The organism is Brevundimonas sp. FV2ps16, from assembly GCF_058681075.1.
This window is the reverse complement of record NZ_CM178728.1, coordinates 2,676,588-2,700,820: the sequence shown is the minus strand read 5'-3', so window position 1 is coordinate 2,700,820 and position 24,233 is coordinate 2,676,588. Positions and strand designations below refer to the sequence as shown.

At 64.7% G+C, this 24,233-nt stretch carries 22 protein-coding genes; 14 read left to right on the top strand and 8 right to left on the bottom strand.

Translation table 11 applies throughout. The annotated features are described in order from the left end of the window. Positions 1-14 precede the first annotated feature (14 nt). Both ACW170_RS13050 and ACW170_RS13045 read right to left on the bottom strand, forming a co-directional pair. On the bottom strand, positions 15-1,634 hold the full coding sequence (locus ACW170_RS13050; protein ID WP_492087075.1) for an alpha-L-fucosidase: 1,620 nt from the start codon (positions 1,632-1,634) through the stop codon (positions 15-17). Beyond that, positions 1,631-3,904, bottom strand: coding sequence for a WD40/YVTN/BNR-like repeat-containing protein (locus ACW170_RS13045; protein ID WP_492087074.1), 2,274 nt, complete (start codon positions 3,902-3,904; stop codon positions 1,631-1,633). The genes ACW170_RS13050 and ACW170_RS13045 overlap by 4 nt, the downstream gene beginning before the upstream one ends. 281 nt (positions 3,905-4,185) lie before the next feature. Between ACW170_RS13045 and ACW170_RS13040 the strand changes: the two genes are divergently transcribed. Next, complete coding sequence (locus ACW170_RS13040; RefSeq protein ID WP_492087073.1) at positions 4,186-6,735, top strand: glycoside hydrolase family 3 protein; 2,550 nt, start codon at positions 4,186-4,188, stop codon at positions 6,733-6,735. 148 nt (positions 6,736-6,883) lie between these two features. On the opposite strand, the gene ACW170_RS13035 is transcribed toward ACW170_RS13040, so the two are convergent. Next, on the bottom strand, positions 6,884-8,236 hold the full coding sequence (locus ACW170_RS13035; protein WP_492087072.1) for an MFS transporter: 1,353 nt from the start codon (positions 8,234-8,236) through the stop codon (positions 6,884-6,886). A gap of 212 nt (positions 8,237-8,448) precedes the next feature. Between ACW170_RS13035 and cyoA the strand changes: the two genes are divergently transcribed. From cyoA to ACW170_RS13000, 7 genes are all read left to right on the top strand, one after another. Continuing rightward, a complete protein-coding gene (cyoA, locus tag ACW170_RS13030; RefSeq protein WP_492087071.1) occupies positions 8,449-9,660 on the top strand; it encodes a ubiquinol oxidase subunit II in 1,212 nt (403 codons plus the stop codon). A gap of 13 nt (positions 9,661-9,673) precedes the next feature. Next, complete coding sequence (gene cyoB / locus ACW170_RS13025; protein ID WP_492087070.1) at positions 9,674-11,677, top strand: cytochrome o ubiquinol oxidase subunit I; 2,004 nt, start codon at positions 9,674-9,676, stop codon at positions 11,675-11,677. Positions 11,678-11,680: 3 nt separating this feature from the next. After that, positions 11,681-12,310 (top strand): cytochrome o ubiquinol oxidase subunit III, encoded by a 630-nt coding sequence (gene cyoC / locus ACW170_RS13020; RefSeq protein ID WP_492087069.1) that lies wholly within the window; start codon positions 11,681-11,683, stop codon positions 12,308-12,310. Further along, positions 12,307-12,699 carry a cytochrome o ubiquinol oxidase subunit IV gene (gene cyoD / locus ACW170_RS13015; protein ID WP_492087068.1) on the top strand — a complete coding sequence of 131 codons (393 nt, stop codon included), beginning with the start codon at positions 12,307-12,309 and terminating at the stop codon, positions 12,697-12,699. Before cyoC ends, cyoD begins: the two co-directional genes overlap by 4 nt. A gap of 91 nt (positions 12,700-12,790) precedes the next feature. Then, positions 12,791-13,471, top strand: a complete 681-nt coding sequence (locus ACW170_RS13010) for an SURF1 family protein (RefSeq protein ID WP_492087067.1) — start codon at positions 12,791-12,793, stop codon at positions 13,469-13,471. Continuing rightward, a complete protein-coding gene (locus ACW170_RS13005; RefSeq protein WP_492087066.1) occupies positions 13,468-14,802 on the top strand; it encodes an ATP-binding protein in 1,335 nt (444 codons plus the stop codon). Before ACW170_RS13010 ends, ACW170_RS13005 begins: the two co-directional genes overlap by 4 nt. Continuing rightward, positions 14,792-15,328, top strand: coding sequence for a response regulator transcription factor (locus ACW170_RS13000; protein ID WP_492087065.1), 537 nt, complete (start codon positions 14,792-14,794; stop codon positions 15,326-15,328). Before ACW170_RS13005 ends, ACW170_RS13000 begins: the two co-directional genes overlap by 11 nt. Before the next feature lie 19 nt (positions 15,329-15,347). On the opposite strand, the gene ACW170_RS12995 is transcribed toward ACW170_RS13000, so the two are convergent. Then, entirely contained in the window at positions 15,348-15,548 is a 201-nt protein-coding gene (locus ACW170_RS12995) for a DUF2842 domain-containing protein (RefSeq protein ID WP_492087064.1), read from the bottom strand. After that, the gene (locus ACW170_RS12990; RefSeq protein WP_492087063.1) at positions 15,548-15,799 is read right to left on the bottom strand and encodes a transglycosylase; all 252 of its coding nucleotides are present in this window, start codon (positions 15,797-15,799) and stop codon (positions 15,548-15,550) included. Before ACW170_RS12990 ends, ACW170_RS12995 begins: the two co-directional genes overlap by 1 nt. Before the next feature lie 136 nt (positions 15,800-15,935). Between ACW170_RS12990 and ACW170_RS12985 the strand changes: the two genes are divergently transcribed. After that, positions 15,936-17,036, top strand: a complete 1,101-nt coding sequence (locus ACW170_RS12985; RefSeq protein ID WP_492087062.1) for a COX15/CtaA family protein — start codon at positions 15,936-15,938, stop codon at positions 17,034-17,036. On the opposite strand, the gene ACW170_RS12980 is transcribed toward ACW170_RS12985, so the two are convergent. Next, positions 17,005-18,390, bottom strand: coding sequence for an alkaline phosphatase PhoX (locus ACW170_RS12980; protein WP_492087061.1), 1,386 nt, complete (start codon positions 18,388-18,390; stop codon positions 17,005-17,007). The genes ACW170_RS12985 and ACW170_RS12980 overlap by 32 nt on opposite strands. Positions 18,391-18,652: 262 nt before the next feature. Between ACW170_RS12980 and rplM the strand changes: the two genes are divergently transcribed. From rplM to msrB, 4 genes are all read left to right on the top strand, one after another. Beyond that, the gene (gene rplM, locus ACW170_RS12975; protein WP_492089183.1) at positions 18,653-19,126 is read left to right on the top strand and encodes a 50S ribosomal protein L13; all 474 of its coding nucleotides are present in this window, start codon (positions 18,653-18,655) and stop codon (positions 19,124-19,126) included. A gap of 2 nt (positions 19,127-19,128) precedes the next feature. Then, on the top strand, positions 19,129-19,623 hold the full coding sequence (gene rpsI / locus ACW170_RS12970) for a 30S ribosomal protein S9 (protein ID WP_008260755.1): 495 nt from the start codon (positions 19,129-19,131) through the stop codon (positions 19,621-19,623). A 101-nt stretch (positions 19,624-19,724) separates the two neighbouring features. Next, positions 19,725-20,660, top strand: a complete 936-nt coding sequence (gene argC / locus ACW170_RS12965; protein ID WP_492087060.1) for an N-acetyl-gamma-glutamyl-phosphate reductase — start codon at positions 19,725-19,727, stop codon at positions 20,658-20,660. Positions 20,661-20,710: 50 nt separating this feature from the next. After that, positions 20,711-21,214: a peptide-methionine (R)-S-oxide reductase MsrB gene (gene msrB, locus ACW170_RS12960; RefSeq protein ID WP_492087059.1), complete on the top strand. Its 504-nt coding sequence runs from the start codon at positions 20,711-20,713 to the stop codon at positions 21,212-21,214. On the opposite strand, the gene ACW170_RS12955 is transcribed toward msrB, so the two are convergent. Together ACW170_RS12955 and phaC are read right to left on the bottom strand one after the other, a co-directional pair. After that, a complete protein-coding gene (locus ACW170_RS12955) occupies positions 21,211-21,588 on the bottom strand; it encodes a hypothetical protein (RefSeq protein WP_492087058.1) in 378 nt (125 codons plus the stop codon). The two genes, msrB and ACW170_RS12955, sit on opposite strands and share 4 nt — an antisense overlap. After that, positions 21,585-23,315: a class I poly(R)-hydroxyalkanoic acid synthase gene (gene phaC, locus ACW170_RS12950; RefSeq protein WP_492087057.1), complete on the bottom strand. Its 1,731-nt coding sequence runs from the start codon at positions 23,313-23,315 to the stop codon at positions 21,585-21,587. Before phaC ends, ACW170_RS12955 begins: the two co-directional genes overlap by 4 nt. Positions 23,316-23,767: 452 nt before the next feature. Between phaC and ACW170_RS12945 the strand changes: the two genes are divergently transcribed. After that, positions 23,768-24,199, top strand: a complete 432-nt coding sequence (locus ACW170_RS12945; protein WP_492087056.1) for a hypothetical protein — start codon at positions 23,768-23,770, stop codon at positions 24,197-24,199. The last annotated feature ends 34 nt before the right edge of the window (positions 24,200-24,233 follow it).

Genomic DNA, 24,233 nt, shown 5'->3' with positions numbered 1-24,233 from the left:
TTGGGGGGGCGAGTTCAGACGAGACCCGCTCCCCGCAAACGCACCGCCGGCGCAACGGCCACCGGTCGCGCCTCCGGCAGGTCGATGACCAGGCCCTGATCTGTTCGCCGGAAGGGCAGGGCGGGGCCGCCCAGCATATCGACCGCCTCGACTCGTCCCGCTTGGGGCGTCAGGGCGTGGATCTGCATCTGGCCGTCTTGCGGCCAGTCGAGGGCGAAGGCGTACAGGGTCTGCTCCTTGGTGGTGAAGCGGATGTCCTGGCCGGTCCAGGGACGCGCCGCGCCTTCGCCGTGCATGCCGGCCACCACCGTCGTCGGTCCTTCGCCGTAGATCCGCCAGGGGCGGGTGTCGAAGATGGCCTCGCCGTTGACCCTCATCCAGGCGGCGATGTCAGTCAGGATCTGGCGTTCGTCGCTGTCGATGGATCCGTCGCCGCGCTGCGGGATGTTCAGCATCAGATTGCCGTTCTTCGACACCACATCGACAAGGCGCTGGATCACGCTGTGGGCAGGCACATAGTAGTGGCTGGTGTAGCGGGCGCGGTTGTAGTGCCAGTCGCCGATACAGGTGTCGGTCTGCCACGGCTCGGGCTTCAGACTGTCCGAGAAGCCGCGCTCCACCGTCTCGACAATGCCCTTGCGCTTGCGTTCATCCAGGCGCTTTCCGTTCACGACCGGCAGTTCGCCGCGCCATTGAAGGGAGGCGTTGTAGAACTCGGCCGTCGCCTCCAGCCCGTACCGCCCCAGCGGCAGTTCATAGTTGTCGAAATAGACCATGTCCGGCCGGTATTTCGTAATCAGGTCGCGTTGGCGCGCCACCCAGGACCGGACGAAGGCCGGGTTGTTCGCCGGCGGGGTCTCGATCCACTGGCCGTCGCGGGCGTCGTGCCAGGCATTCATCTCGGCGATGGAGCCGATCCCGTCGGGTGGGGCGAAGGTCGGGCCGGTGTAGAGCTCTTGCGGGTCCAGCCCGTCCCACCATTTGCCGGCGCCGTCGGCTTTTGTCAGGCGGGCGGCGTCGTAGCGGACGCCCTTCATCGGCCCCTCGGCGTCATAGCCATAGGCCGTCTGCCACCAGTGCCAGGCGTGGGCCGCGTGGTTTGACACGGCGAACCGAAGTCCTCGCGCCCGAACCGCCTTCTCCCACGTCCCGACGATGTCGCGTTTGGGGCCGACCCGCATGACGTTCCAGTCGTGGTGGGCGCTATCGAACAGGTCCAGATTGTCGTGGTGGTTGGCCATCGACATGATGTAGCGGGCGCCCGCTGCCTGATAGAGATCCAGCAGACCCTCGGGATCCCACTGGTCGGCTTTCCACTGGTTGATGAACTCCATGAAGCCGAACCGGCTGGGGTGGTCGTAGGTGGCGACGTGGTGCTCGTAGAAGGGGTTGCCCTGGATATACATCTGGCGGCCGTACCAGTCGCCGAACTCGGGCACGCACTGCGGCCCCCAGTGCGACCAGATCCCGAACTTGGCGTCGCGGAACCAGTCAGGGGTCTTGTAGCCGTCAATCAAGCTGTCCCAGGTGGGCTTGAACGGACCCGACGTGACTTGGACGGACGTCGTGGCGCAGGCGCCCAGCATGTAGGCTGAGGCGCCCGCTCCCAAAAGTCCGCGTCGTGACAGGTTCATGCCGGTTCTCCATAGACGACGCCGCGTCCGTCCGTGGCCACATAGACGCGGCCAAACACTCTGGGATCGCCGGCTATTGCGCGATAGCGGCGACCATATTCGTGGCGGTCGTCATTGACCCTGACCCACGACCGGCCTCGGTCGTCAGAGCGGAAGACGCCCCGGGTCGCGCCCTGTGTCCCTATGGCGAACAGGGCAGGATAGGCTGAACCTTCGGGGGGCTTGCCGAAGTCCAGCATCTCCACCGCCAGTCCTCCGTCGATCCTTGCGAAATTCTGGCCGCCGTCCCGGCTGTTGTAAAGCCCGGAGCGGGAGACGAACCACAGGTCGCCGTCATGGCCGGGTGTAGCCTTCAGCGGGAAGGCCTGCTCGCGCCAGGTCGGCCGGTCAGCCGAGACGTCGGGCAGGCCGCGCGACGGCACGGGCGCAAAACTGCGCGCCTGGTCCACGCTGACCAGCCATTCGCCGGTTCGGAAATCCAGGGCGTAGAACAGTCCAGGGTCCTTGCGGTCCGCGACCGGACGCAGAAGCGGCGGCAGACCGAGGCAAGGTCGCCAGGTCGCGCCCCGGTCGTCCGACCAGGCGGCTTGCGGCGTCGCCAGCACGAAGGCCGATCCGTCCGCCGAGACGGTGATGGGCGCGTCGCGGTACAGGTCCATGCGCGGATTGTCCGGTGACGCCGCAGCTGCGCCGGAGACCGGACGGGGGCGACCCAGGGGTTTCCAGCTGCGCCCCGCATCGGCTGACCAGGCCAGGGTGGAGCCGTCGTGGCCTTCGGAGCCGACGCCTTCGTGCGGCGTGCCGCTGCGCACCACCACATTGGGCGCCATGCCGGCGTAGTCGATCTGGTTGGTGTTGGCGAAGACGGGGGTGGTGAACTGCAAATCCGGCGACCGGGCCAGGTCCTCGTGGGCGAAGCCGGAGATGTCGCCGAATCCTGTCAGAAGCTGCGGCCCGACCGGCGGGCTGATCAGGGTGATCACCGCCGTCTGCTCAATGCCCTCGACCCAGGGGGCCCAGTCAGTCGGCCGCTCGGCGTCGGCCGCCGACAAATTGCGCGTTTCATAGACGGTGGCCCCGGTCGCATAGACCAGCCGGTCGCTGTCGAACGGATCCAGCGCCAGGGCGGCGATCCACCAGCCGAAGTCAGGCTTGTCGTTGCCCCAGTTCAGATAAGGGGTGGCGCTGACGTCGTGACGGGCGGCCTCCCGAAGGCTGATCCAGGTCTTGCCGTCGTCGGTGCTGCGCCAGATCGTATCGCCGGGCCGCCACCGGTTCAGGGTTGAAACCATCAGCACGCCCGGCCGCTTGCGGTCCACCGCCACCCCCATGAAACCGCCGAGAGGGCGAGGCGGGGTGATGTCGGTCCATTCGCGGGTGTTCGTGTCCAGCCGCCAAACTGCGCCGTCAGTGACGCCGTTGGGGCCTATCCCAAGGGTGCAGGTGACGTACAGCACCCCTCGGTCATCGAGCTCAGCCTTGGCCGCCGACAGTTCGGCGCGGGGCCCGCCCTCGACCGGCCGCCAGGTTTGGCCCGCATCGTCGGAGCGATAAAGCGCGTGCTCGTGCGGATCGGCGACGCCGACGAACAGGGTCTGGGACCGCTGTCCCTCGGACCCCGTGCGGGGATCGAAGATCACGAAGCTGAGACCGCCGTGCGTCTCACGTCCGGTCGGTAGACCCAGGCCTTTCAGTGGGAAGCTGTCGACCTTGCTCCAGGTCCGCCCGCCGTCGCTCGACGTCTGCAAACCGTCGTGGCGCGAGCCGAAATAGAGGATCCGGTTATCGTTCGGATCGATCGCCAGCCGCTCGCCGAGTCCTCTCCCGTCCTCATTGCCGCCCATTCGGAAGGGAACCTCGACCCGTGACCAGGTTTCGCCCCGATCATTAGAACGCAGAATCGCGCCTGGATCGCCCCGATGGACCCCTACGGCCATATGGACCACGTCCGCATCGACGGGGTCAGCGGCTATGCTTTCGACGCCGAAATCGGCGGACAGGGGACTGGAATCCTGTAACGGCCGCCACTGTCCAGCGGCGGCGTCGAAACGATAGGCTCCGCCCATGTCCGACCGAGCGTAGGCCAGGCCTTGCTCGACACGGCTGAACACGATGCCGGGTATGAAGCCGCCGGCGCCGACCTTCACATTGCGCCACCTGTAGGTCTCGGCCTTCGGTTCGGATTGCGCGATTGCCGTCATGGAGGGGAAAGCGGTTGCAAGTCCTAGAGTCAGGACGCCGGCCGCGCGCCTCGTGATTCCGTTCTTCATGCCGTTTCTCCCTTGAAGTCGGACATCTGTCGGCCCGTTTGTGGTAGCGCTAACTTATTCCAGTTGACAGCATTGTCATGGGTGCATCAAGTTGCGCTGGTGAAAATCAACGTCGGTCAACGACGTGCGGGAGTGAGGCTAGAGTTCCAATGGATTTCGCCCCGCCTCGCGCGTCTGAGACGCCTGATCTTTTGCACCCTGAGCGAACTTCCGGTGCGGTCTAAGGACCGCACCGGACTTTTCGCGCCCAGTTTCTCGCCCGCCGAATGGACGGACTCGATATGACCTCGCGCTTCCTGAATTCTCGCCGCAACGCCGTGTCGATCATGGCGTTGAGCCTTGCTCTGGCGTCGGGCGCTTGCGCGACGACGACCTCGCAATCGACGCCGATCAACTATGTGAAGCCGTCGGATACCATCGTCACCGACGCCAGCCGCGCCCATCCCGAGCTGTGGCCACATGCCGCATCCCCCGCCGCCATGACGGACGCCGCCACCGAGGCCTTCGTCACCGAACTGATGGCGAAGATGACGCTGGAGGAGAAGGTCGGTCAGACGATCCAGGCAGACATCGCCTCGATCAAGCCCGAGGACCTGCTGACCTATCCGCTGGGGTCGATCCTGGCTGGCGGCAACTCCTCTCCTGGCGGAGACGAGCGCGCCTCGGCCCAGAAGTGGGTCGAGTTGGCCAAGGCCTTCCGCGAGGCGGTGGCCCAGCGTCCGGGCGCCAAGATCCCGATGATCTACGGCATCGACGCCGTTCACGGGCACAACAACATCGTCGGCGCGACCATCTTCCCGCACAACAGCGGCCTGGGCACCATGCGGGACCCCGATCTGATCCGGCGCATCGGCGCGGCGACGGCGCTGGAAGTCGCCGTGACCGGCGCGGACTGGACCTTCGGTCCGACCCTGGCTGTGCCGCAGGACGACCGCTGGGGCCGCGCCTATGAAGGTTATGGTGAAAACCCCGAGATCGCCCAGAGCTATGCAGGGCCGATGACCCTGGGCCTGCAAGGCTCGCTTTCCGCCGATCATCCGCTGACGCCGGGCCATATCGCCGGATCGGCCAAACATTTCCTTGCCGACGGCGGCACCGCAGAAGGCAAGGACCAGGGCGACTTCCTGGGGATTGAACAGGAACTGATCGACACCCACCTGTCCGGCTATCCCCAGGCGATCGACGCAGGCGTGCTTTCGATCATGGCCAGCTTCTCCAGCTGGAATGGCGTCAAACACTCCGGCAATGAGACCATCCTGACCGACGTGCTCCGTGGGCCCCTGGGCTTTGACGGTTTTGTCGTGTCCGACTGGAACGCCCATGGGCAATTGCCGGGCTGTTCGAACGAAAGCTGCGCCCTGGCCTTCAATGCCGGGATCGACATGTTCATGGCGCCCGACAGCTGGAAGCCGCTCTATCAGAACACCCTGGCCCAGGTGCGGTCGGGCGAGATTCCAATGGCGCGACTGGATGAGGCGGTGCGCCGGATTCTGCGGGTCAAGGTCAAGACCGGCCTGTTCGTCGATAGCCGGCCGGTTGAGGGCCGACTGAACGAGCTGGGCTCTCCGGCCCACCGCGCCATTGCGCGCGAGGCGGTGCGCAAGTCGCTGGTCCTGCTGAAGAACGAAGGCTCAGTCCTGCCGATCAGATCCGGCGCGCGGGTTCTGGTGGCCGGTCATGCGGATGACATCGGCCAGGCGTCTGGGGGCTGGACCCTGACCTGGCAGGGGACGGGCAACACCAACGCCGACTTCCCCAACGGCCAGTCGATCTGGGGCGGCATTCAAGAGGCGGTCGCCGCGGGCGGTGGTCAGGCGACGCTCAGCCCTGACGGCGCCTTCACGCAAAAGCCCGATGTCGCCATCGTCGTCTTCGGCGAGACCCCCTATGCCGAGTTTCAGGGCGACGTCGATACGCTGGACTTCCTGCCGACCGAGCCGCTGGAAACGCTGAAGCGCCTCAAGGCTGCTGGGATTCCGACCGTGTCGGTCTTCCTGTCCGGCCGTCCGATGTGGACCAATCCTGAGATCAACGCCTCTGACGCCTTTGTCGCCGCCTGGCTGCCGGGCACGGAAGGCGGCGGCGTGGCCGACGTCCTGATCGGCGACGCTGCGGGCAAGCCTCGCACCGACTTCAATGGCAAGCTGTCGTTCAGCTGGCCCAAGAACGCCAAGGGCGAACCGCTGAACGTCGGGCAGCCCGGCTATGATCCCCAGTTCGCCTACGGTTACGGCCTGACTTATGCTCAGGGCGGACGTGTGGGCCCGCTGTCGGAAGAGAGCGGGGTTGCGGGCGAGATCGGCAGCATCGATCGCTATTTCGTCGATGGCCGTTTCGTTGCGCCCTGGTCGCTGATGCTGCGCGACGCAGGCGGTGAATTCCGCCTCGGAAACGAGAGCAGCGGCTCCAGCCCGCGCGGGGGCGTCAGTGTTCGGTCCGCCGACGGCGCAGCTCAGGAGTCGGCCCGCGCCCTGACGTTCGGCTCGGTCGGCGGCCATGCTTTGATTGCCGCCAAGCCGGTGGACCTGACCCGTCAGGCCAATGGAGAAATGGCTCTTGTCTTCCGTTATCGCGTTGATGCGCGGCCGTCGGGCCCCGTCATGCTTACCCTGGGCGAGGGCAGGGTGGATGTGACCGCCCTGTTCAATGCGGCGCCGCTCGGCCAGTGGGGCGTCTTGAAGGTCCGGCTTTCGTGCCTTCGCGACGCTGGGGCGAACCTGGCGGCTGTCGATCAACCCTGGGGGCTGAGCGCCGCCGGCGGATTTGGCGTGACGGTCGAGGACATTCAGCTGGGGTCCAACGAGGGCGACGCCATCTGCCCCGCGGGGTGATTGGCATGGCGTGAGCCTCGCTAAACTTACGAGGCCGAGACGGGTCGTGCGCCAAGCACGGCTCGTCTTTCATTGTGATCGGGACAAAGAAAAGCCCCGGCCTCGCTGGCGGCGAGACCGGGGGCGGATGGTCAGGACGAAGCCCGTGTCAGGTCTTGGCGACGCGGGTCCTATCCGAGGCGCTGCGCGCCAGTTCCCGGTTCAGCCACAGGGCGACAAGGGTCAGGACGGCGCCGGACAAGAGATAGGCGCCGGCGGCGATCAAGCCGAACTGGCTGGAGATCCACAGGGCGACGAGGGGGGCGAAGCCCGCGCCGAACAACCAGGCCAGGTCGGACGTCAGGGCTGAGGCGGTGTAGCGGTTGGCCAGAGAGAAGCTCGACGCCACCGGACCCGATGCCTGGCCGAACGACAGGCCCAGCAGGATGAAGCCGGAGATCATGAAGACCAGCTCGCCCAATGCGCCGCCGTTCAGCAGTTGGGGGGCGAAGCCCGAGAAGGCGGCGATGCCCACAGCCGTGGCGGCCAGCACGGAACGACGGCCGTAGCGGTCAGCCAGAACGCCCGATGCGAGAATGGCCAGAAGACCGAAGACCGCGCCCACCATCTCGATCAGCAGGAAGCGCACCGGCGTCTCCTGGGTGAACAGGAAGACCCAAGACAGAGGGAAGACGGTGACCATGTGGAACATGGCGAAGCTGGCCAGAGGCGCGAAGGCGCCGATGGCGATACGGGGGCCTTCCGCCTTGATGGCGGTGTGAACCGGGGTCGGCTGCAGTTCGCGCGTTTCGAACATCTTCTGGAAGCTGGGCGTCACGACGATCCGCAGTCGCGCAAACAGGGCCACCACGTTGATGGCGAAGGCGACGAAGAAGGGATAGCGCCAGCCCCAGTCAAGGAAGTCGGCCGCCGACAGGGTGTTCAGGAAGAAGGCGAACAGAGCGGAGGCGACGATCAGGCCGATGGGCGCGCCCAGCTGCGGGATCATCGCATACCAGCCGCGACGGTTCTCCGGTGCATTCAGGGCCAGCAGCGACGCCAGACCGTCCCAGGCGCCGCCCAGCGCCACGCCCTGGCCGATGCGGAAGACGGCCAACAATACGGCGGCGGCGATGCCGATGGTTTCATAACCGGGCAGGAAGGCCACCGCGACGGTCGAGGTGCCTAGCAGGAACAAGGCGATGGTCAGTTTGGCGCCACGCCCGAACTTCTGGTCGATCGCGATGAAGAGGGCCGTTCCCAGCGGACGCGCTAGGAAGGCGAGGGCGAAGACTGCGAACGACAGCAGGGTGCCCCCGATCGGGCCCGCGAACGGGAAGATCAGCTGCGGGAACACGACCACGGAGGCGATGGCGTACACGAAGAAATCGAAGAACTCCGAGGTACGGCCAATGATCACGCCGATGGCGATTTCACCGGGGTCCACCTTGCCGTGATCGTCGTGGAGGGCGGCGGCGTCGCGTTCCAGCGACTCTGACGAAGGGGTCGTCGAGACGGACATGGGCTGGGATCGCTCCGTTTAAACTTAAGGAATTTGGGTATACGGCGGTAATGCGCATTATGGCCGCGCGCCCTTTGCGATGAAAGTCGCCACGTGAGGATAGGACAGATTGTCCAATGTCGCTCCTGACCGAAGCTGACTATCCGGCGCAATTCGAACGCCAACCGTCGCGAGTCCTCCCCATGGCCCGACGTTTTCCGATTGGAGCCGCCTTGCGCCGTCTGCGCCTACTTATGCTCGTGCCCGTGGTGGCGCTGCTGTCGGCCTGCAACCTGGTCGTCTTGAAGCCCGCCGGCGACGTCGCCCAGCAGCAGGGCGACCTGCTCATGGTCTCGACCCTGCTCATGCTCCTGATCATCGTGCCGGTCATGGCGCTGATCGTCTATTTCGCCTGGAAGTACCGGGCGTCCAACACGGATGCGAAATACACCCCGGACTGGGACCACTCGACCCATCTGGAAGTGGTGATCTGGGCCGCGCCGCTGCTGATCATCATCTGCCTGGGCGCCCTGACCTGGGCCGGAACCCATCTGCTGGACCCCTATCGTCCGATCGATCGGATCAAGCCTGGCCAGCCCGTCGCCGAGGGTGTGGAGCCGCTGCAGGTCAATGTGGTCGCGCTCGACTGGAAATGGATGTTCATCTATCCGCAGTACGGCGTCGCCACGGTCAACGAACTGGCCGCGCCCGTGGATCGCCCGATCCGCTTCCACATCACCTCGTCCTCGGTGATGAACTCCTTTTACATCCCCGCACTGGCCGGTCAGATCTACGCCATGCCGGGTATGGAGACGAAGCTGCACGCGGTCATCAACCGTCCGGGCGAGTACCAGGGCCTGTCGGCCAACTATTCCGGCGACGGCTTCTCCAACATGCGGTTCAAATTCCATGGCCTGGACCAGGCGGGATTCGACGCCTGGATCGCCGGGGTTCGTCGCAGCGGCCAGCCGCTTGATCGCGAGCGCTACCTCGAGCTGGAAAAGCCCAGTGAGAAGGTTCCTGTGATGCGCTTCTCCACCGTCGACAGCGGTCTTTGGGACGCCATCCTCAACATGTGCGTCGAGCCGGGCAAGATGTGCATGGGTGAGATGATGGAGATCGACCGCAAGGGCGGTCTGACCATGGCCTCGATCCGCAACACCATGCCGCTGGTCTATGACAAGTACGCCGGTCGCGGGAAGAACGCCGCCATCTTCGGCTCGAACGAGAGCTATGTCATGACCATCTGCACGCCGCTTCAGGCCGAGGCTGCGGCTGCTGAACGCATCCGCCGCGCCGAACTGGACGCGACCAGCGCTCCGGTCAGCATGGCGCCCCTGTCGGGCCTGGGTCTGGCCCAAGGTCTGCCGATGGCGTCTCTTTCCACAAACAAGCAATCGACGGGGCCGGTTTCGACCGACGTCCGTTCCTCCCCCAACGCCTGAGCGAACACAGTCGATGAACGCTGACACTCTCATTCCACTTATCTTCGGGCGGCTGACGCTCGAGGCTCTGCCCTTGCATGAGCCGATCCTGGTCGTGACCATGATCGTGGTCGCGCTGGGCGGCCTCGCCCTGTTCGGGGCCCTGACCTACTTCAAGCTCTGGGGGTACCTCTGGAAGGAGTGGTTCACGACCGTGGACCACAAGAAGATCGGGATCATGTACATGATCCTGGGGCTGGTGATGTTCGTTCGCGGCTTCGCCGACGCCATCATGATGCGGCTCCAGCAGGCCATGGCCTTCGGCGGGTCAGAAGGTTACCTGAACGCCCACCACTATGATCAGGTCTTCACCGCCCACGGCGTGATCATGATCTTCTTCGTGGCCATGCCCATGGTCACGGGCATCATGAATTATGCCGTGCCGCTGCAGATCGGCGCGCGCGACGTGTCATTCCCGTTCCTGAACAATTTCAGCTTCTGGATGACCACGGCCGGCGCCATCATCATCATGGCCTCGCTGTTCGTGGGTGAGTTCGCGCGCACCGGCTGGCTGGCCTATCCGCCGCTGTCCGGCATCGGCTACAGCCCGGGCGTTGGCGTCGACTATTACATCTGGGGCCTGCAGATCGCGGGGGTCGGTACGACCCTGTCCGGGATCAACCTGATCGCGACCATCGTGAAGATGCGCGCGCCGGGCATGGGCATGATGAAGATGCCGATCTTCACCTGGACCTCGCTGTGCACCAACGTCCTGATCGTGGCGTCCTTCCCGGTCCTGACCGCTGTTCTGGCCCTGCTGACGCTGGACCGTTACGTCGGCACCAACTTCTTCACGAACGACTTCGGCGGCAACCCGATGATGTACGTGAACCTGATCTGGATCTGGGGTCACCCGGAAGTCTACATCCTGATCCTTCCGCTGTTCGGCGTCTTCTCCGAGATCGCCTCGACCTTCTCGGGCAAGAAGCTGTTCGGCTACACCTCCATGGTCTACGCCACGGTCGTCATCACCATCCTGTCGTATCTGGTGTGGTTGCACCACTTCTTCACCATGGGGTCGGGCGCTTCGGTGAACTCCTTCTTCGGCATCACGACGATGATCATCTCGATCCCGACGGGCGCCAAGATCTTCAACTGGCTGTTCACGATGTACCGTGGCCGTATCCGGTTCGAACTGCCGATGATGTGGCTGGTCGCCTTCATGCTGACCTTCGTCATCGGCGGCATGACCGGCGTGCTGCTGGCTGTTCCGCCTGCGGACTTCGTGCTGCACAACTCGCTGTTCCTGATCGCCCACTTCCACAATGTCATCATCGGCGGCGTGCTGTTCGGCCTGTTCGCGGCCATCAACTTCTGGTGGCCCAAGGCCTTCGGCTTCAAGCTGGACAAGTTCTGGGGGCTGGTCAGCTTCTGGTGCTGGGTTCCGGGCTTCTGGCTGGCGTTCACGCCGCTGTACGTCCTGGGTCTGATGGGCGTGACCCGCCGGATGCGCGTATTCGACGATCCGTCGCTGCAGATCTGGTTCGTCATCGCCGCCATCGGCGCCGGCGTCATCGCCCTGGGCATCGCGGCCATGTTCATCCAGTTCGCGGTCTCGATCATCAACCGCGACAAGCTGCGCGACACCACGGGCGACCCTTGGGGCGGCCGCACCCTGGAATGGGCCACCTCTTCGCCTCCGCCCGCCTACAACTTCGCCTCCACGCCGGTCATCCACGACTCTGACGCCTGGTGGGACATGAAGAAGAAGGGCTATCAGCGTCCGCTATCCGGCTACCGCGCCATCCACATGCCCTCGAACACGGGCACGGGCGTCATCCTGTCCGGTCTGTGCCTGGTGATGGGGCTGGCCCTTGTCTGGTACATCTGGTGGCTGGCGGCGCTCAGCTTCCTGGCCGTGCTGGCGGTCTCGATCGCCCATACCTTCAACTACAAGCGCGACTACTACATCCCCGCGGATGAGGTTCGCGAGACCGAAGAGGCGCGTACGCGCGCCCTGGCCGGAACGGAGGCCTGATCCATGAGCGCGACCGCGACTGCGACTGAGATCGACCCGAACACCTTCCATCTGGAAGAGGAGCCGCATCACGAGGAAGGCTCCAGCACGATGCTGGGCTTCTGGCTCTATCTGATGAGCGACTGTCTCATCTTTGCGATGCTGTTCGCCGTGTTCGGCGTCCTGGGCGGCAACTACGCCGCCGGGCCGGGTCCGAAAGAGCTGTTCGACCTGGAGCTGGTGGCGATCAACACCGCCATGCTGCTGTTCTCGTCGATCACCTATGGCTTCGCCATGCTGGCGATGGACCAGAACAAGAAGACCCAGACCCTGGTCTGGCTGGCGATCACCGGCCTGTTCGGTCTGGCCTTCCTGGGGATCGAACTCTACGAGTTCGCCCACCTGATCCACGAGGGCGCGACGCCGCAACGCAGCGCCTTTCTGTCGGCCTTCTTCACCCTGGTCGGCACCCACGGCCTGCACGTGACCTTCGGCATCATCTGGCTGGTGACGCTGATGGTTCAAGTCAGCTGGAAGGGTCTGATCCCCGCCAACAAGCGCCGCCTGATGTGCCTGTCGATGTTCTGGCACTTCCTTGACGTCATCTGGATCGGCGTCTTCACCTTCGTCTATCTGCTGGGCATGGTTCGATGAGCGCCGACAAGAACGACCACTCCCCGGAGTCGCACGACACCGACCATCTGGGCCACGAGACGCATAATCACGGCTCCTTCAAGAGCTATATGATCGGCTTCGTGCTGTCGGTGATCCTGACGGCCATCCCGTTCTGGCTGGTCATGACCGGCGTGCTGCCGACCCAGGCCACCGCCCTGATCGTCATGGCCTTCGCTGTGGTGCAGATCGTGGTTCACATGATCTATTTCCTGCACATGAACACGAAGTCCGAAGGCGGATGGACCATGTTGGCCCTGATCTTCACAATCATCGTCGTGGTCATCGCCCTGTCGGGTTCGCTGTGGGTCATGTACCACCTGAACACCAACATGATGCCCACACACGAAATGAGCGGGATGGGCTCCTAAGGGGCCGACCAGGGAGGTCGTGATCACAGGCGACAGCCATAACGCGCCGCGTCGACATCTGACCCTTGTCTGGGCCGGAGTCGGCGCGGCCTTGTTGTTTCTGAGCTTCGTCGCTCTGGGCGGCTGGCAGGTCCAGCGGTTGGCCTGGAAGACCGAACTGATCGCGCAGGTCGAGGTCCGCGTTCACGCCCCGCCCGTCGCGGCGCCCGGACCCGCGTTTTGGGCCGGCCTGTCTCGCGAAGACGACCAGTACCGGCGCGTTATGATGCGGGGTGTCTTCCAGCACGACCAAGAGGTCCTGGTTCAGGCTGTCACCGACTATGGCTCGGGCTTCTGGGTCATGACGCCGTTGTCTACCGATGAAGGCTTCACGGTTCTGGTGAACCGCGGTTTCGTCTCGCCTGAGCCTCGTTTGCCGGCCGAGCGCTCGTCTGGACAGTTGGGCGGCCTACAGACGGTGACCGGTCTGTTGAGAATCTCCGAACCGGGAGGCGGCTTCCTGCGCGCCAATGATCCGGCCGGGGACCGTTGGTATTCTCGTGACGTGGCCGCCATCGCCACGGCGCGAGGCTTGTCGAACGTGGCCCCCTATTTCATTGACGCTGACTCGACGCCCAATCCGGACGGCTGGCCGAAAGGCGGGCTGACGGTGGTGCGATTCCCGAACAGCCATCTGGTCTACGCCCTGACCTGGTTTGGCATGGCGCTGCTGACCCTGGTTGGATACGGCATCGTGGTGCGTGAAGTCCGTCGCCGGCGACGGCCCGAATGACCTCCACGCTTCAACGCCTGCTGGGTTTTGGCGCCTGGCGCGAGACGGCGGTGTCGCAGGAGGCGGCGAACCGGCGCAATCTTCGCCTTTTGGTCCAGTTGCGATGGCTGGCTGTCTTCGGCCAGGTCGCGACGATTCTGATCGTCCACTTTGGCCTGGGCATCCGGCTTCCGGTGCTGTGGCTTCTGATCGCGCCGGTCAGCCTGGCGCTGGTCAATCTGGTCAGCCTGCCCCTGACGCAGCGTCGGGATTCCATTTCAGACCATGAGCTGATGTTGGCCTTGCTGGCCGACGTGGCGGCCCTGACGGGACAGCTGTTTCTGACCGGTGGCGCGACCAATCCGTTCGTCGGCCTTTATCTGCTTCAGGTCGTGCTGGGGGCGGTTCTGCTGCGGCCTTCATACGCCTGGTCCCTGATCGCGATCACCAGCGTCTGCTTCGTCTGTCTTGGCGTGTTTCACCTGCCGCTCGATCTGCCGCCCTATCAGGAGGGCGGCGTGCTTAGCCTCTACATGGCGGGAGGCTTGATCTGCTTTTTGCTGATGGCGGTGCTGCTGGTGCTGTTCATGACCCGGATCAATGAAAATTTGCGCGCGCGCGACGCCTATGTGGCCGACGTGCGCCAGCAGGCGGCTGAGCAGGATCATATCGTCCGCATGGGGTTGCTGGCGTCAGGCGCCGCCCATGAACTGGGCACGCCATTGGCCTCACTGTCGGTGATCCTCAGCGACTGGCGGCGGATGCCGGTCCTGAAGGGCGACGTCGATCTGAGCCAGGACATGGATGTGATGCAGGCCGAGGTCGAACGCTGCAAGGCGATCGTCACCGGCATTCTGATGTCAGCGGGCGAGGCGAGGGGACAGGCGCCGTCTCACACCACCCTGGTCCGCTTCCTCGACGAAGTGGTCGAAGGCTGGACCACGCGCGACGTCCGAGTCCGGGTGGATGTGACGCCGTGGACCGGACCTGACCCCCGGATCATCGCCGACCCGGCGTTGCGCCAGGTCTTCGGCGTCCTGTTCGACAATGCCGTTGAGGCCGGCGCGCGGCGGATCGTCGTTTCGCCCACTGTGAGCGAGGGAAGGCTGCAGGTGGCGGTGAGAGACAATGGCCCAGGTTTCCCTGCAACCGTTCTGGACCGGTTGGGCAAACCCTATAATTCGACCAAGGACCGTCCCGGCGCCGGCTTGGGGCTGTTTCTGCTGGCCAATGTGATGCGATCACTGGGTGGGTCAGTCGAGGCTTGCAATCCGGCCGGAGGAGGCGGCGAGGTCAGGCTGACCCTGCCGATCGACGTGCTGGCGCCCGAGGAGATTGCAGATGACCGATGAAGCCCCTGTTCTTCTGATCGTCGAAGATGACGACTCCTTCTCCCGCACCCTGCGGAAGTCGTTCGAGCGACGAGGATATGTCGTGGTCAGCGCCGATGGGCCGGATCAGATGGCTGAGGTTCTCAAGATCCATCGGCCGGGATTCGCTGTCGTGGACCTCAAGCTGGGCGGGGCGTCAGGCCTGGGTTGCGTTTCCACGCTGCACTCTTTCGATCCGGACATGAATATCGTCGTCCTGACCGGTTTCGCCAGCATTGCTACGGCGGTGGAGGCGATCAAGCTGGGCGCCCGTCACTACCTGGCCAAACCCTCCAGCACCGATGATATCGAAGCCGCCTTCGGCAAGGCTTCCGGCGATGCCGCCACGCCGCTGACTACGCGTCCCACTTCTATCAAAACGCTCGAGTGGGAGCGGATTCACGAGACCCTGGTCGAGACCGACTTCAATATCTCGGAAGCGGCGCGTCGGCTGGGAATGCACCGCCGGACCCTGGCGAGGAAGCTGGAGAAGCGACGGGTCACCTGACACCGTGGCGGATTGGGCGTTAGCGGGGCGGCCGCTCGGCCCATTTCAGCAGGGGGATAAGGGGCAGCCCCCAGGCTGTACCGCCGATGCCGAAGAAGAGAAAATCGATCCAGGGCGAAGCCGGCAGCAGGCCGCGCAGGGCGATCAGCCCCCAGACCCAGAAAACCAGAAAGGCCAGGACGCCGATCGCGGCGACGAACCGACGCGCGCGGGGCGGCATCAGCGCTTGTTCCTGAACAGGAAGAAGGCGACCAGGCACACGGCGGACCCGACAAGCGCCCATGGCGTCCAAACCCAGCTGTCCATGGTGCTGACGGCGAAGACCCGCACCGCCAGGAACCAGCCGCAGGCCAAGCCGACGCCGGACACAAGAATGGTGCCGCCCAGCCCGCGCCGCCCAGTCAGCAGGTCGGCGATCCAGGCCAGCAGGAGTCCGCCCAGAACGGCGGCGGCGATGTCGGCGTATTGCAACCCTGATCTCCCTCTCGGCCTGTGCGCCGTCTCTCAATCCGACTCGATCTTGTGATCGTATCGAGGCATACCGCCACGGTCGCGTTTTGGTCACGGTCGAAGGCGACACCATATCCGGGTCAGTGTCGGGCGTCGAATGAACCGTTTCGGAAATCCAGATCGCAATGTCGCCGTCGCCGTGTGGCTGTTCGCCACTGCGGCCTTCGTCTTCCTCATGGTGGTGGTCGGCGGCATTACCCGCCTGACCGGTTCGGGCCTTTCCATCACTGAGTGGCAGCCGATCATGGGGGCGATTCCGCCGCTGAACGACGCCCAATGGGCTGAGGCCTTCGAGAAGTACAAGCAGATCCCGCAGTACGCCCAGGTCAACGCCGGTATGAGCCTGGGCGAGTTCCAGGGCATCTTCTGGTGGGAATGGTTGCACCGTCTGATCGGGCGGCTGATCGGACTGGTGTTCGCCCTGCCGCTGGCCTTCTTCCTGCTGTGCCGGATCGCGCCGCTGCGGTCCATTTTCCCTCAGTTCGCCCTGCCGGATCGCCTGATCTGGCGGTGTCTTCTGTTGTTGGCCTTAGGTGGCCTGCAGGGGCTGATCGGTTGGTGGATGGTTTCTAGCGGCCTGTCCGAGCGGGTCAGCGTCGCGCCCGAACGTCTGGCGACCCATCTGGGTCTGGCCTTCGTCCTGTTCGCCGCCCTCATTTGGACGGGGCTCGAAGCCTGGCACGGAGAGGACAGAGGGCGCCCGCCGTCGGGTTGGGCGCGAGGCGCCGGCTTCCTGCTGGGCTTGGTCTTCCTCCAATGCCTGCTCGGCGCGCTGGTCGCCGGAGGGCATGCCGGGTTGGTCTACACCGATTGGCCGCTGATGAATGGGGCCGTGCTGCCTCCGGCTGATTGGAGTCTGGGCGCTTCAGCCTTTCTGCACGACCAGGCGCTGACCCAGTTCAACCACCGGCTCGTCGCCTATGGGCTGCTGATCGCCGTCAGCATCTATGCCTTCCAGGCTTGGCGGTGGCGCGTGGCTGAGGGCATGGGGCTGGGCGCCTTTGTCGTGGCGGCCGTGATCTGGCTTCAAGCTGCGCTGGGTATCGTCACCCTCATTCACGCCGTGCCCGTCTGGCTGGGTGTGCTGCACCAGGCTGGGGCCGCCGTCGTCCTGGCTGTGGCGACGGCGAACCTGTGGCTGGTGCTGCGGGCTCAGCCCCGGATCTTCATGTCCGGACCGAGGTCCATGGGCCTCTGATCGCCAGGGTCATGCCCGGGTACATGATGTTGACGAACAGCACCTCGCCGTCGGGCGAGAAGCAAGCGCCCGCGAACTCGGAGTTGCCGGTGAAGACATTGCGGCCGATGGTATAGACCTTGCCCTCCGGCGTGACGCCCTTCAGGTGGTTGCGAACCTCGGTGGAATAGTTGTCCTCGCACAGGATCAGGTGACCCCACGGCGCGACGGTGATGTTGTCGGCCATGTTCATCGTCTTGACGTCCGTGCTTTCAACGAACAGCTGCAGCCGGTCGGTCGCGTCGTTCAGGCCGGGAACAAGTCGCATCACCTGACCGCGCCGGATCGGCCCGCCGGACGTTGCGGTGAAGTACATCTCATTGTCGCCCCACCAGACGCCTTCGCCGCGGGCAACCCAGGCTGCGCCGGCTGCGTGGCCGCGCTTGGCCAGGTCGCCGTTGGGAGATTCGACATCCTCCATGTCGATCCATTCGATCTCGCGCCAGTCGCCGACAGCCCAGGCGCGGCTTTCCTGGTTCCGTGTGTCGGCCGAGGGGACGCCCTTCCAGGCCATGGCCTGGAGCTTGCCGCCTTCGGCCAGCTTGCCCGGCGTCTTGGGAAGGAAGCGGTAGAACAGGCCGGAATTGTCGTCCTCGGTCAGATAGACGATGCCTGTGCGCGGATCGATGCAGACCGCCTCGTGATCGAACCGTCCCATGGCCTTCAGCGGCACGGGGTCGACGAGGCCGGTCGCCGTCGAGGGCACTTCGAACACCCAGCCGTGGCTCTTGGTCACGTCGGCGTCGGCAGGGGTCTCGAGCGTCTCCTCGCATGTCAGCCAGCTGCCCCAGGGCGTCGGGCCGCCGCAGCAGTTGGTCGAGGTGCCGGCCAGGGTCATATGCTGGCTGACCTTCTGCCGCGTCTTGAGGTCATAGATGATTGTGGAGCAGCCGCCGGGCAGGGGGCGGCCGTCCTTGTAGGTGTCATAGGCCTTGGCCGCATCCAGCAGACCGAGACGTTCTTCATGCAGGCCGCCGGGACCCAGATTGCGGTGCAGGCCGGATGAACCCTTCAGCTCGTGATTGACGACCAGGGCGACCCGCGAACCTTCCAACGGGAAACAGGCCATTCCGTCGGGTTGGCCCGGCACGAACAAGCCGTCATCCATGGTGTCGCCGCCTTGGACTATCACCTGGTAGGAAAAGCCTTCGGGCAGATCGAGCAGTCGGCTGGGATCACGGATCAGCGGGCCATAGCCGTGAACCTCATTGATGTAGGTCTCTTCACCTTCCGTCTGGGCGGCGGCGTGACGGGCCAGTCCTGCGAAGGCGAGGGCGGCGCTCGAGGCGATCAGGCCGCGACGGTGAAGGTTCATGGGAGGCTCCGGAAGTTTGTCTCCCGATGACTCCGATTGGCTATGGTTTGATGACAAAGGCCGTTATTTTGTAACGAGCAAGCGTACAAAGTTTCGGGTATTTTAATACCGTATACAAAATAACTTTATTAAACATGAGGTTGTCGGTGTCCTTGTGTCGTGCGGTGCGTTGACGCGCCTCATCCTCTCCTGTATCAGCGCGCCTTCATTCGGTTCCCTCGGGGGCCGGACCCGATTTTCGTCTCCAGGAACCCCCTCAATGCTGAAGAGCACCACGGCTTCGTTGAAGCCGGCCGAGGTCGAGAAGAAGTGGATCCACATCGACGCCGAAGGCGTCGTGGTGGGCCGCCTCGCGACCTTCATCGCCAACCGTCTGCGCGGCAAGCACCGCGGCGATTACACCCCGCACGTTGACTGCGGCGACTATGTCGTCGTCACCAACGTCGACAAGGTGGTGTTCACCGGCAAGAAGTCGACCGACAAGGTCTACTATCGCCACACCGGCCACCCGGGCGGCGTCAAGTCGACGACCCCGCAGAAGGTCCTGGGCGGCCGCTTCCCCGAGCGCGTGCTCGAGAAGGCCGTCGAGCGCATGCTGCCGAAGGAAAGCCCGCTGGCCCGCAAGCAGATGACGCACCTGCGCCTGTTCGCCGGCGGCGCGCACGATCACGAAGCCCAGCAACCGGAAACGATCGACTTCAAGTCGGCGTCGCCCAAGAACACCCGGAGCGTCTGAGCATGACCGACGTGACCAACACCGAAGCCGCCACCGGTTTCGACGCCCTGAAGGGCCTGAGCTCTTCGGTCGAGAACGACGCCCCCGTCTACGTCCAGAAGCTGGACGCCCAGGGCCGCGCCTATTCGACCGGCAAGCGCAAGAACGCGATCGCCCGCGTCTGGGTGAAGCCCGGCACCGGCAAGATCACCATCAACGGCAAGGACCAGGAGCAATACTTCGCTCGTCCCGTGCTGCGCATGATGATCGCCCAGCCGCTGACCGTCTCGGATCGCGCCACCCAGTATGACGTCGTCTGCACCGTCGAAGGTTCGGGCCTGTCCGGCCAGGCCGGCGCCATCCGCCACGGCCTGTCGCACGCCCTGACGCACTTCGAACCGGAACTGCGCAAGGTTCTGAAGCCGCACGGCTTCCTGACTCGCGACAGCCGCGTCGTCGAGCGTAAGAAGTACGGCCGCGCCAAGGCTCGCCGCAGCTTCCAGTTCTCGAAGCGCTAATCGCAGTTTCGCGATTTGGATTTGGGGCGCTTCGGGGAGACCCGGAGCGCCCTTTTTCTTGCCTCTCTCCTCTCGCATGTGAGGAGGGTCAGGAGCAGCCTATGACCCACACCATCTTCATCGACGGCGAAGCCGGCACCACGGGCCTCGAGATCCGCGAGCGGCTGGAGGCGCGTTCCGATCTGGAGCTGATCCTGCTGGGCGACCGTCGGCGCGATGTCGAGGCGCGGCGAGAGGCCCTGAACAGCGCCGACGCCGTGATTTTGTGCCTGCCCGATGATGCGGCGCGCGAGGCGGTGGCCATGGTGGAGAACCCGTCGGTCAAGGTGATCGACGCCTCGACTGCCTTTCGGGTCGCGCCGGGCTGGGCCTATGGCTTTCCCGAAATGGATGCAGGCCAGCGCGATCTGATCGCGCGGTCACAGTTCGTATCCAACCCCGGCTGCTATCCTACCGGCTTCATCGGCCTGATGCGGCCGCTGGTGAAGGGGGGCCTGGTTCCTGCCGGCCATCCGGTCACGGTCAATGCGGTCTCGGGCTATTCCGGCGGCGGCAAGGCCATGATCGCCGAGTTCGAGGCTGAAGGCGCATCGACCGCATATCGCGCCTATGGTCTGGCGTTGAGGCACAAGCACGTGCCGGAAATGACGAAACACACGGGGCTGAGCCGCGAGGTGCTGTTCGCCCCGGCGGTCGGGAATTACCGCCAGGGTATGCTGGTCGAGATTCCGCTGCACCTTGCCGCCCTGCCGGAGACCCCTTCGGTCGAGCGGATTCACGGCGCCCTGGTCGAGGCCTATGACGGTCAGAGGTTCGTCGAGGTGGTTGATCTGGACGAGACCGAGGCGATGACGGGACTGGAGCCCGAAGGGCTGAACGGGACAAACCGCCTGGGTCTGCACGTCTTCGGCGACCGATCCGGCGAGCAGGTGCGGCTGGTCGCGCTGCTGGACAATCTGGGCAAGGGCGCGTCCGGCGCTGCGGTGCAGAACCTCAACATCATGCTGGGACTGGATGAGGGCGTGGGTCTGAACTGATGGCGTGAAGGGCGAGAAACCTTTTCGCGCACGCCGTCGTACTGGGAGTCATGACCCAGTCCCTGATCTTGAACCGCCGGGGCCTTCTAACGGGCGCCGGCGCGTTCGCCCTGTCCGCCTGTTCTCCCGAGCCTGTCGAAGCCGGGGAGGGTCAGTACGCTGCGTCTCCCTATCGCCGTATATCAGAAGCGGAGTGGCGGCGGCGGTTGGGGGATGCGGCCTGGACCGTCATGCGTCGTGAGGGGACGGAGCGTCCGTACACCAGTCCGCTGAACAACGAACACCGACGGGGAACCTTCGTCTGCAAGGGATGTGACCTGCCGCTGTTCCGTTCTAGCTGGAAGTTCGATTCCCACACCGGCTGGCCCAGCTTCTATCAAGTCATGGCCGATAACATTGGCCGCAAGCGCGATTTCGCCATTGGCATTCCCCGCACGGAATACCATTGCGCCCGCTGCTTGGGGCACCAGGGGCATGTGTTTGACGACGGGCCGAGGCCCACGGGCCTGCGATACTGCAACAATGGCGTCGCCATGAAGTTCGTGCCGGCTTAGCGCCGGTTGGCGCGGATGGCGGAGTCGACCGTCACGCCAAACCAGACCGCCGCGATGATGATCAGCAGGCCGTAGTCATGGCCGGGCAGAAAGACCGGGGCGACCGCCGCCACAATGAGTAGCAGGGGAAACAGACTGGCCCAGACGGCGGTCGATGGCGTGGCCGTGTTGATCATCGTCCGCGGCTCAGGCCGGTTCATCACTCGGGCCATCCAGCCGTTCAGGGCGACGAACAGAACCGTACAGACCACGGCGCTGATCACATATTTCGCCGTATTGCCCGGCTCGCCGAAGAGGGCCGCCGTCATGAGCAAAAGCACCAGCGCGACGCCCGTACTGACAGCCAGCAGAAGATTGGGTTCGATACGGTTCAAGACTTCACTTTCACATAGACGCCCGGCGCCGGCGCCAGGGGAGGGAGCGGTCCCTTAGCAGGGTCTCGCGCGGGAATCCTGTCGCCCGACCGTGCGTGCAGCCAGTCGGCCCAGTGCTCCCACCAACTGCCGGGATGTTCGGCCGCGCCGGCCTGCCATTCGGTCAGCGTTCCTGGCAAAGCGGCGTTGGTCCAGTGCTGGTATTTCTTCGCCGCCGGGGCGTTGACGACGCCGGCGATATGACCCGACCCCGCCAGGGTGAAGGTGACGTCCTTGCTGCCGAACAGCCGCGCCGAGCGATAGACGGAGTTCATCGGCGCGATGTGATCCTCGCGGCTGGCTTGGAAATAGAGCGGGATCTTTACCTTGGACAGGTCCGCCGTCAGGCCGCCGATCTTGAATACGCCGCGCGCCAGCGCGTTGGCGCCGTACATCTGGCGCAAATAGGCCAGGTGCAGGGTCTTTGGCATTCGGGTCTGGTCCGCGTTCCAGAACAGCAGGTCGAAAGCGGGCGGATCCTTGCCCAGCAGGTAATTGCTGATGAAGAAGGACCAGATCAGGTCGTTGGAGCGCAGGGCGTTGAAGGTCTCGGCCATGGCGGCGCCGGGCAGAACCCCGCCGGCCGCGTCCATCTGGCGTTCGATCTCGGCGATCCAGTGCTCGTCAGTAAACAGCAGCAGATCGCCGGCTTCGGCGAAGTCGTGCTGGGCGGCGAAGAAGGTGGCTGCTGAGACGCGTGTATCGCGCTTGGCCGCCATATGGGCGAGGCCGGCGCCGAGCAGGGTGCCGCCGATGCAATAGCCGACGGCGTTCAACTGGGCCGCGCCCGACTGTTCCAGCGTCTTTTCGACGGCGCGATAGACGCCCTTTTCCAGATAGTCGTCGAACCCGAAGCCGGCCTTGTCCAGGTCCGGATTGACCCAAGAGCAGACGAAAACGGTGAAGCCCTGGGCCGATAGCCAGCGGATCAGTGAATTGGCCGGCTGAAGGTCCAGGATGTAGAATTTGTTGATCCAGGGCGGGAAGATCAGCAAGGGGATCTCATGCTGGGTCTCGGTCGCTGGGGCGTACTGGATCAGTTCGAACAACTCGTCGCGCCAGACGACCTGGCCCGGAGCCGTGGCGATGTTCTCGCCGACGACGAACTTTCCATAGTCGGCCTGGCTGATGCGCAGCGAACCTTGGCCGCGTTCCAGGTCGGCGGCGAAATTCTGCATTCCTTTCACTAGGGATTCGCCGCTGGTTTCCGCCAAGGCCTTCAGCGCCACGGGATTGGAGGCCAGGAAGTTTGAAGGCGAGAAGGCGTCGGTCAGCAGACGGGTGAAGAACTGGGCGCGGCGCTTGACCGCCGGATCGACATCCTCGACCCCCGCAATCAGCCCGTTCATCCAGTCCGAGGTCAGCAGATAGGACCGTCTCATCATGTCGAACATCGGGTTGTCCGACCATGCGGGGTCCTTGAACCGCTTGTCGGCGGGCGCGTCAGGCTGGGGTTCGCCGGCCGCCTGGCGGACCGTGCCGGTCCAAAGGTCCATGTATCGGCTGAACAGGTCCGCCTGGGCCTGGAACAGCTTCTCGGGCCGCGAGGCCAGACTGCTCATGACCGAGGTCATGGCAGGGGCCACGTTGAACGGATCGGGCGATAGAGCGGCGGGACGGTCCGCCTGCGCCAGGGCGGCCTCGGCGAGCGCGCCCTGAGCCATCATGGCGGCCTTGGCCAGGTTCATGGACAAGGTTTCGAGCGACTGGGCTTGTTCGGCTCCTGTGAAAACGGCGGCGGGGCCGGCGGCTTTTTCCGCAACCGCCTCTTCGGTGTGAGCGGGAGGCGATTCGGTTGAAGACTCCTGCGGGTGGGGCGACGTCTTCGCACGAGGTGGGCGTGGCTTTGCGGATGTGGGGCGGCCGGGCTTACGCGGGGTTTTGACTGCGGGAGCATCGAGCGACGTTGTCGGCTCGGGCTTGCCGGCTGGGACGGGGTTGGCCTTTGGGGATTTGGCTATCGCGGGCGACTCACCGGAGGCCTCGGCCTTCGGACGCTTCTTCTTCGGAGCTTGGGCCATGGGTTTCCTTCGCGTTCCTGAATGCGGAGGCCCGGTTCGACGCCTCGCCCTTCCGCACGGGGCGATGATGGCATAAGACCGACCCTGACATGAACGCGCACTTTCGAAAAAGGACGAGGTTGAAGGCTTCGTCGCTGTATATGGCGGCGCTGCCGGCGTTGCTGGGAGCCTGTGCGCCCTCGTTTGCGCCCAAGACCGATACGACGTCGCCCATCGCGCCGCGCGTCCAGACCTTGGTCGACGCCAATCGGCATTACCCAAGCTGGGAGAATTTCCCGGCCGCCCCGTCCGACTTGCCTGAAGCGGCCCAGATCGCTTCCAGTGCAAGGGCGCTGGAGACGCAAGGGGCAGCATTGGGAAGCGAGGTTTCGCGGATCGACTGGACGCTGAAGGACGCGGAAACCTTGGCGGCCGAGACCCGCGCCCAGGTTGACGCCGTTCCCGTCTCGCCTGATTCCGCCCGCACCCAAGCCGAGATCGACGCCTTCGCCCAGAGCCTGCGCGACCGCGCCAAGGCCCCGCCTCCGGTCGATCGGCGCCCGGTTGAATGAGACTGTCGCCGGGGATCGAGAATCCCCGGATGAT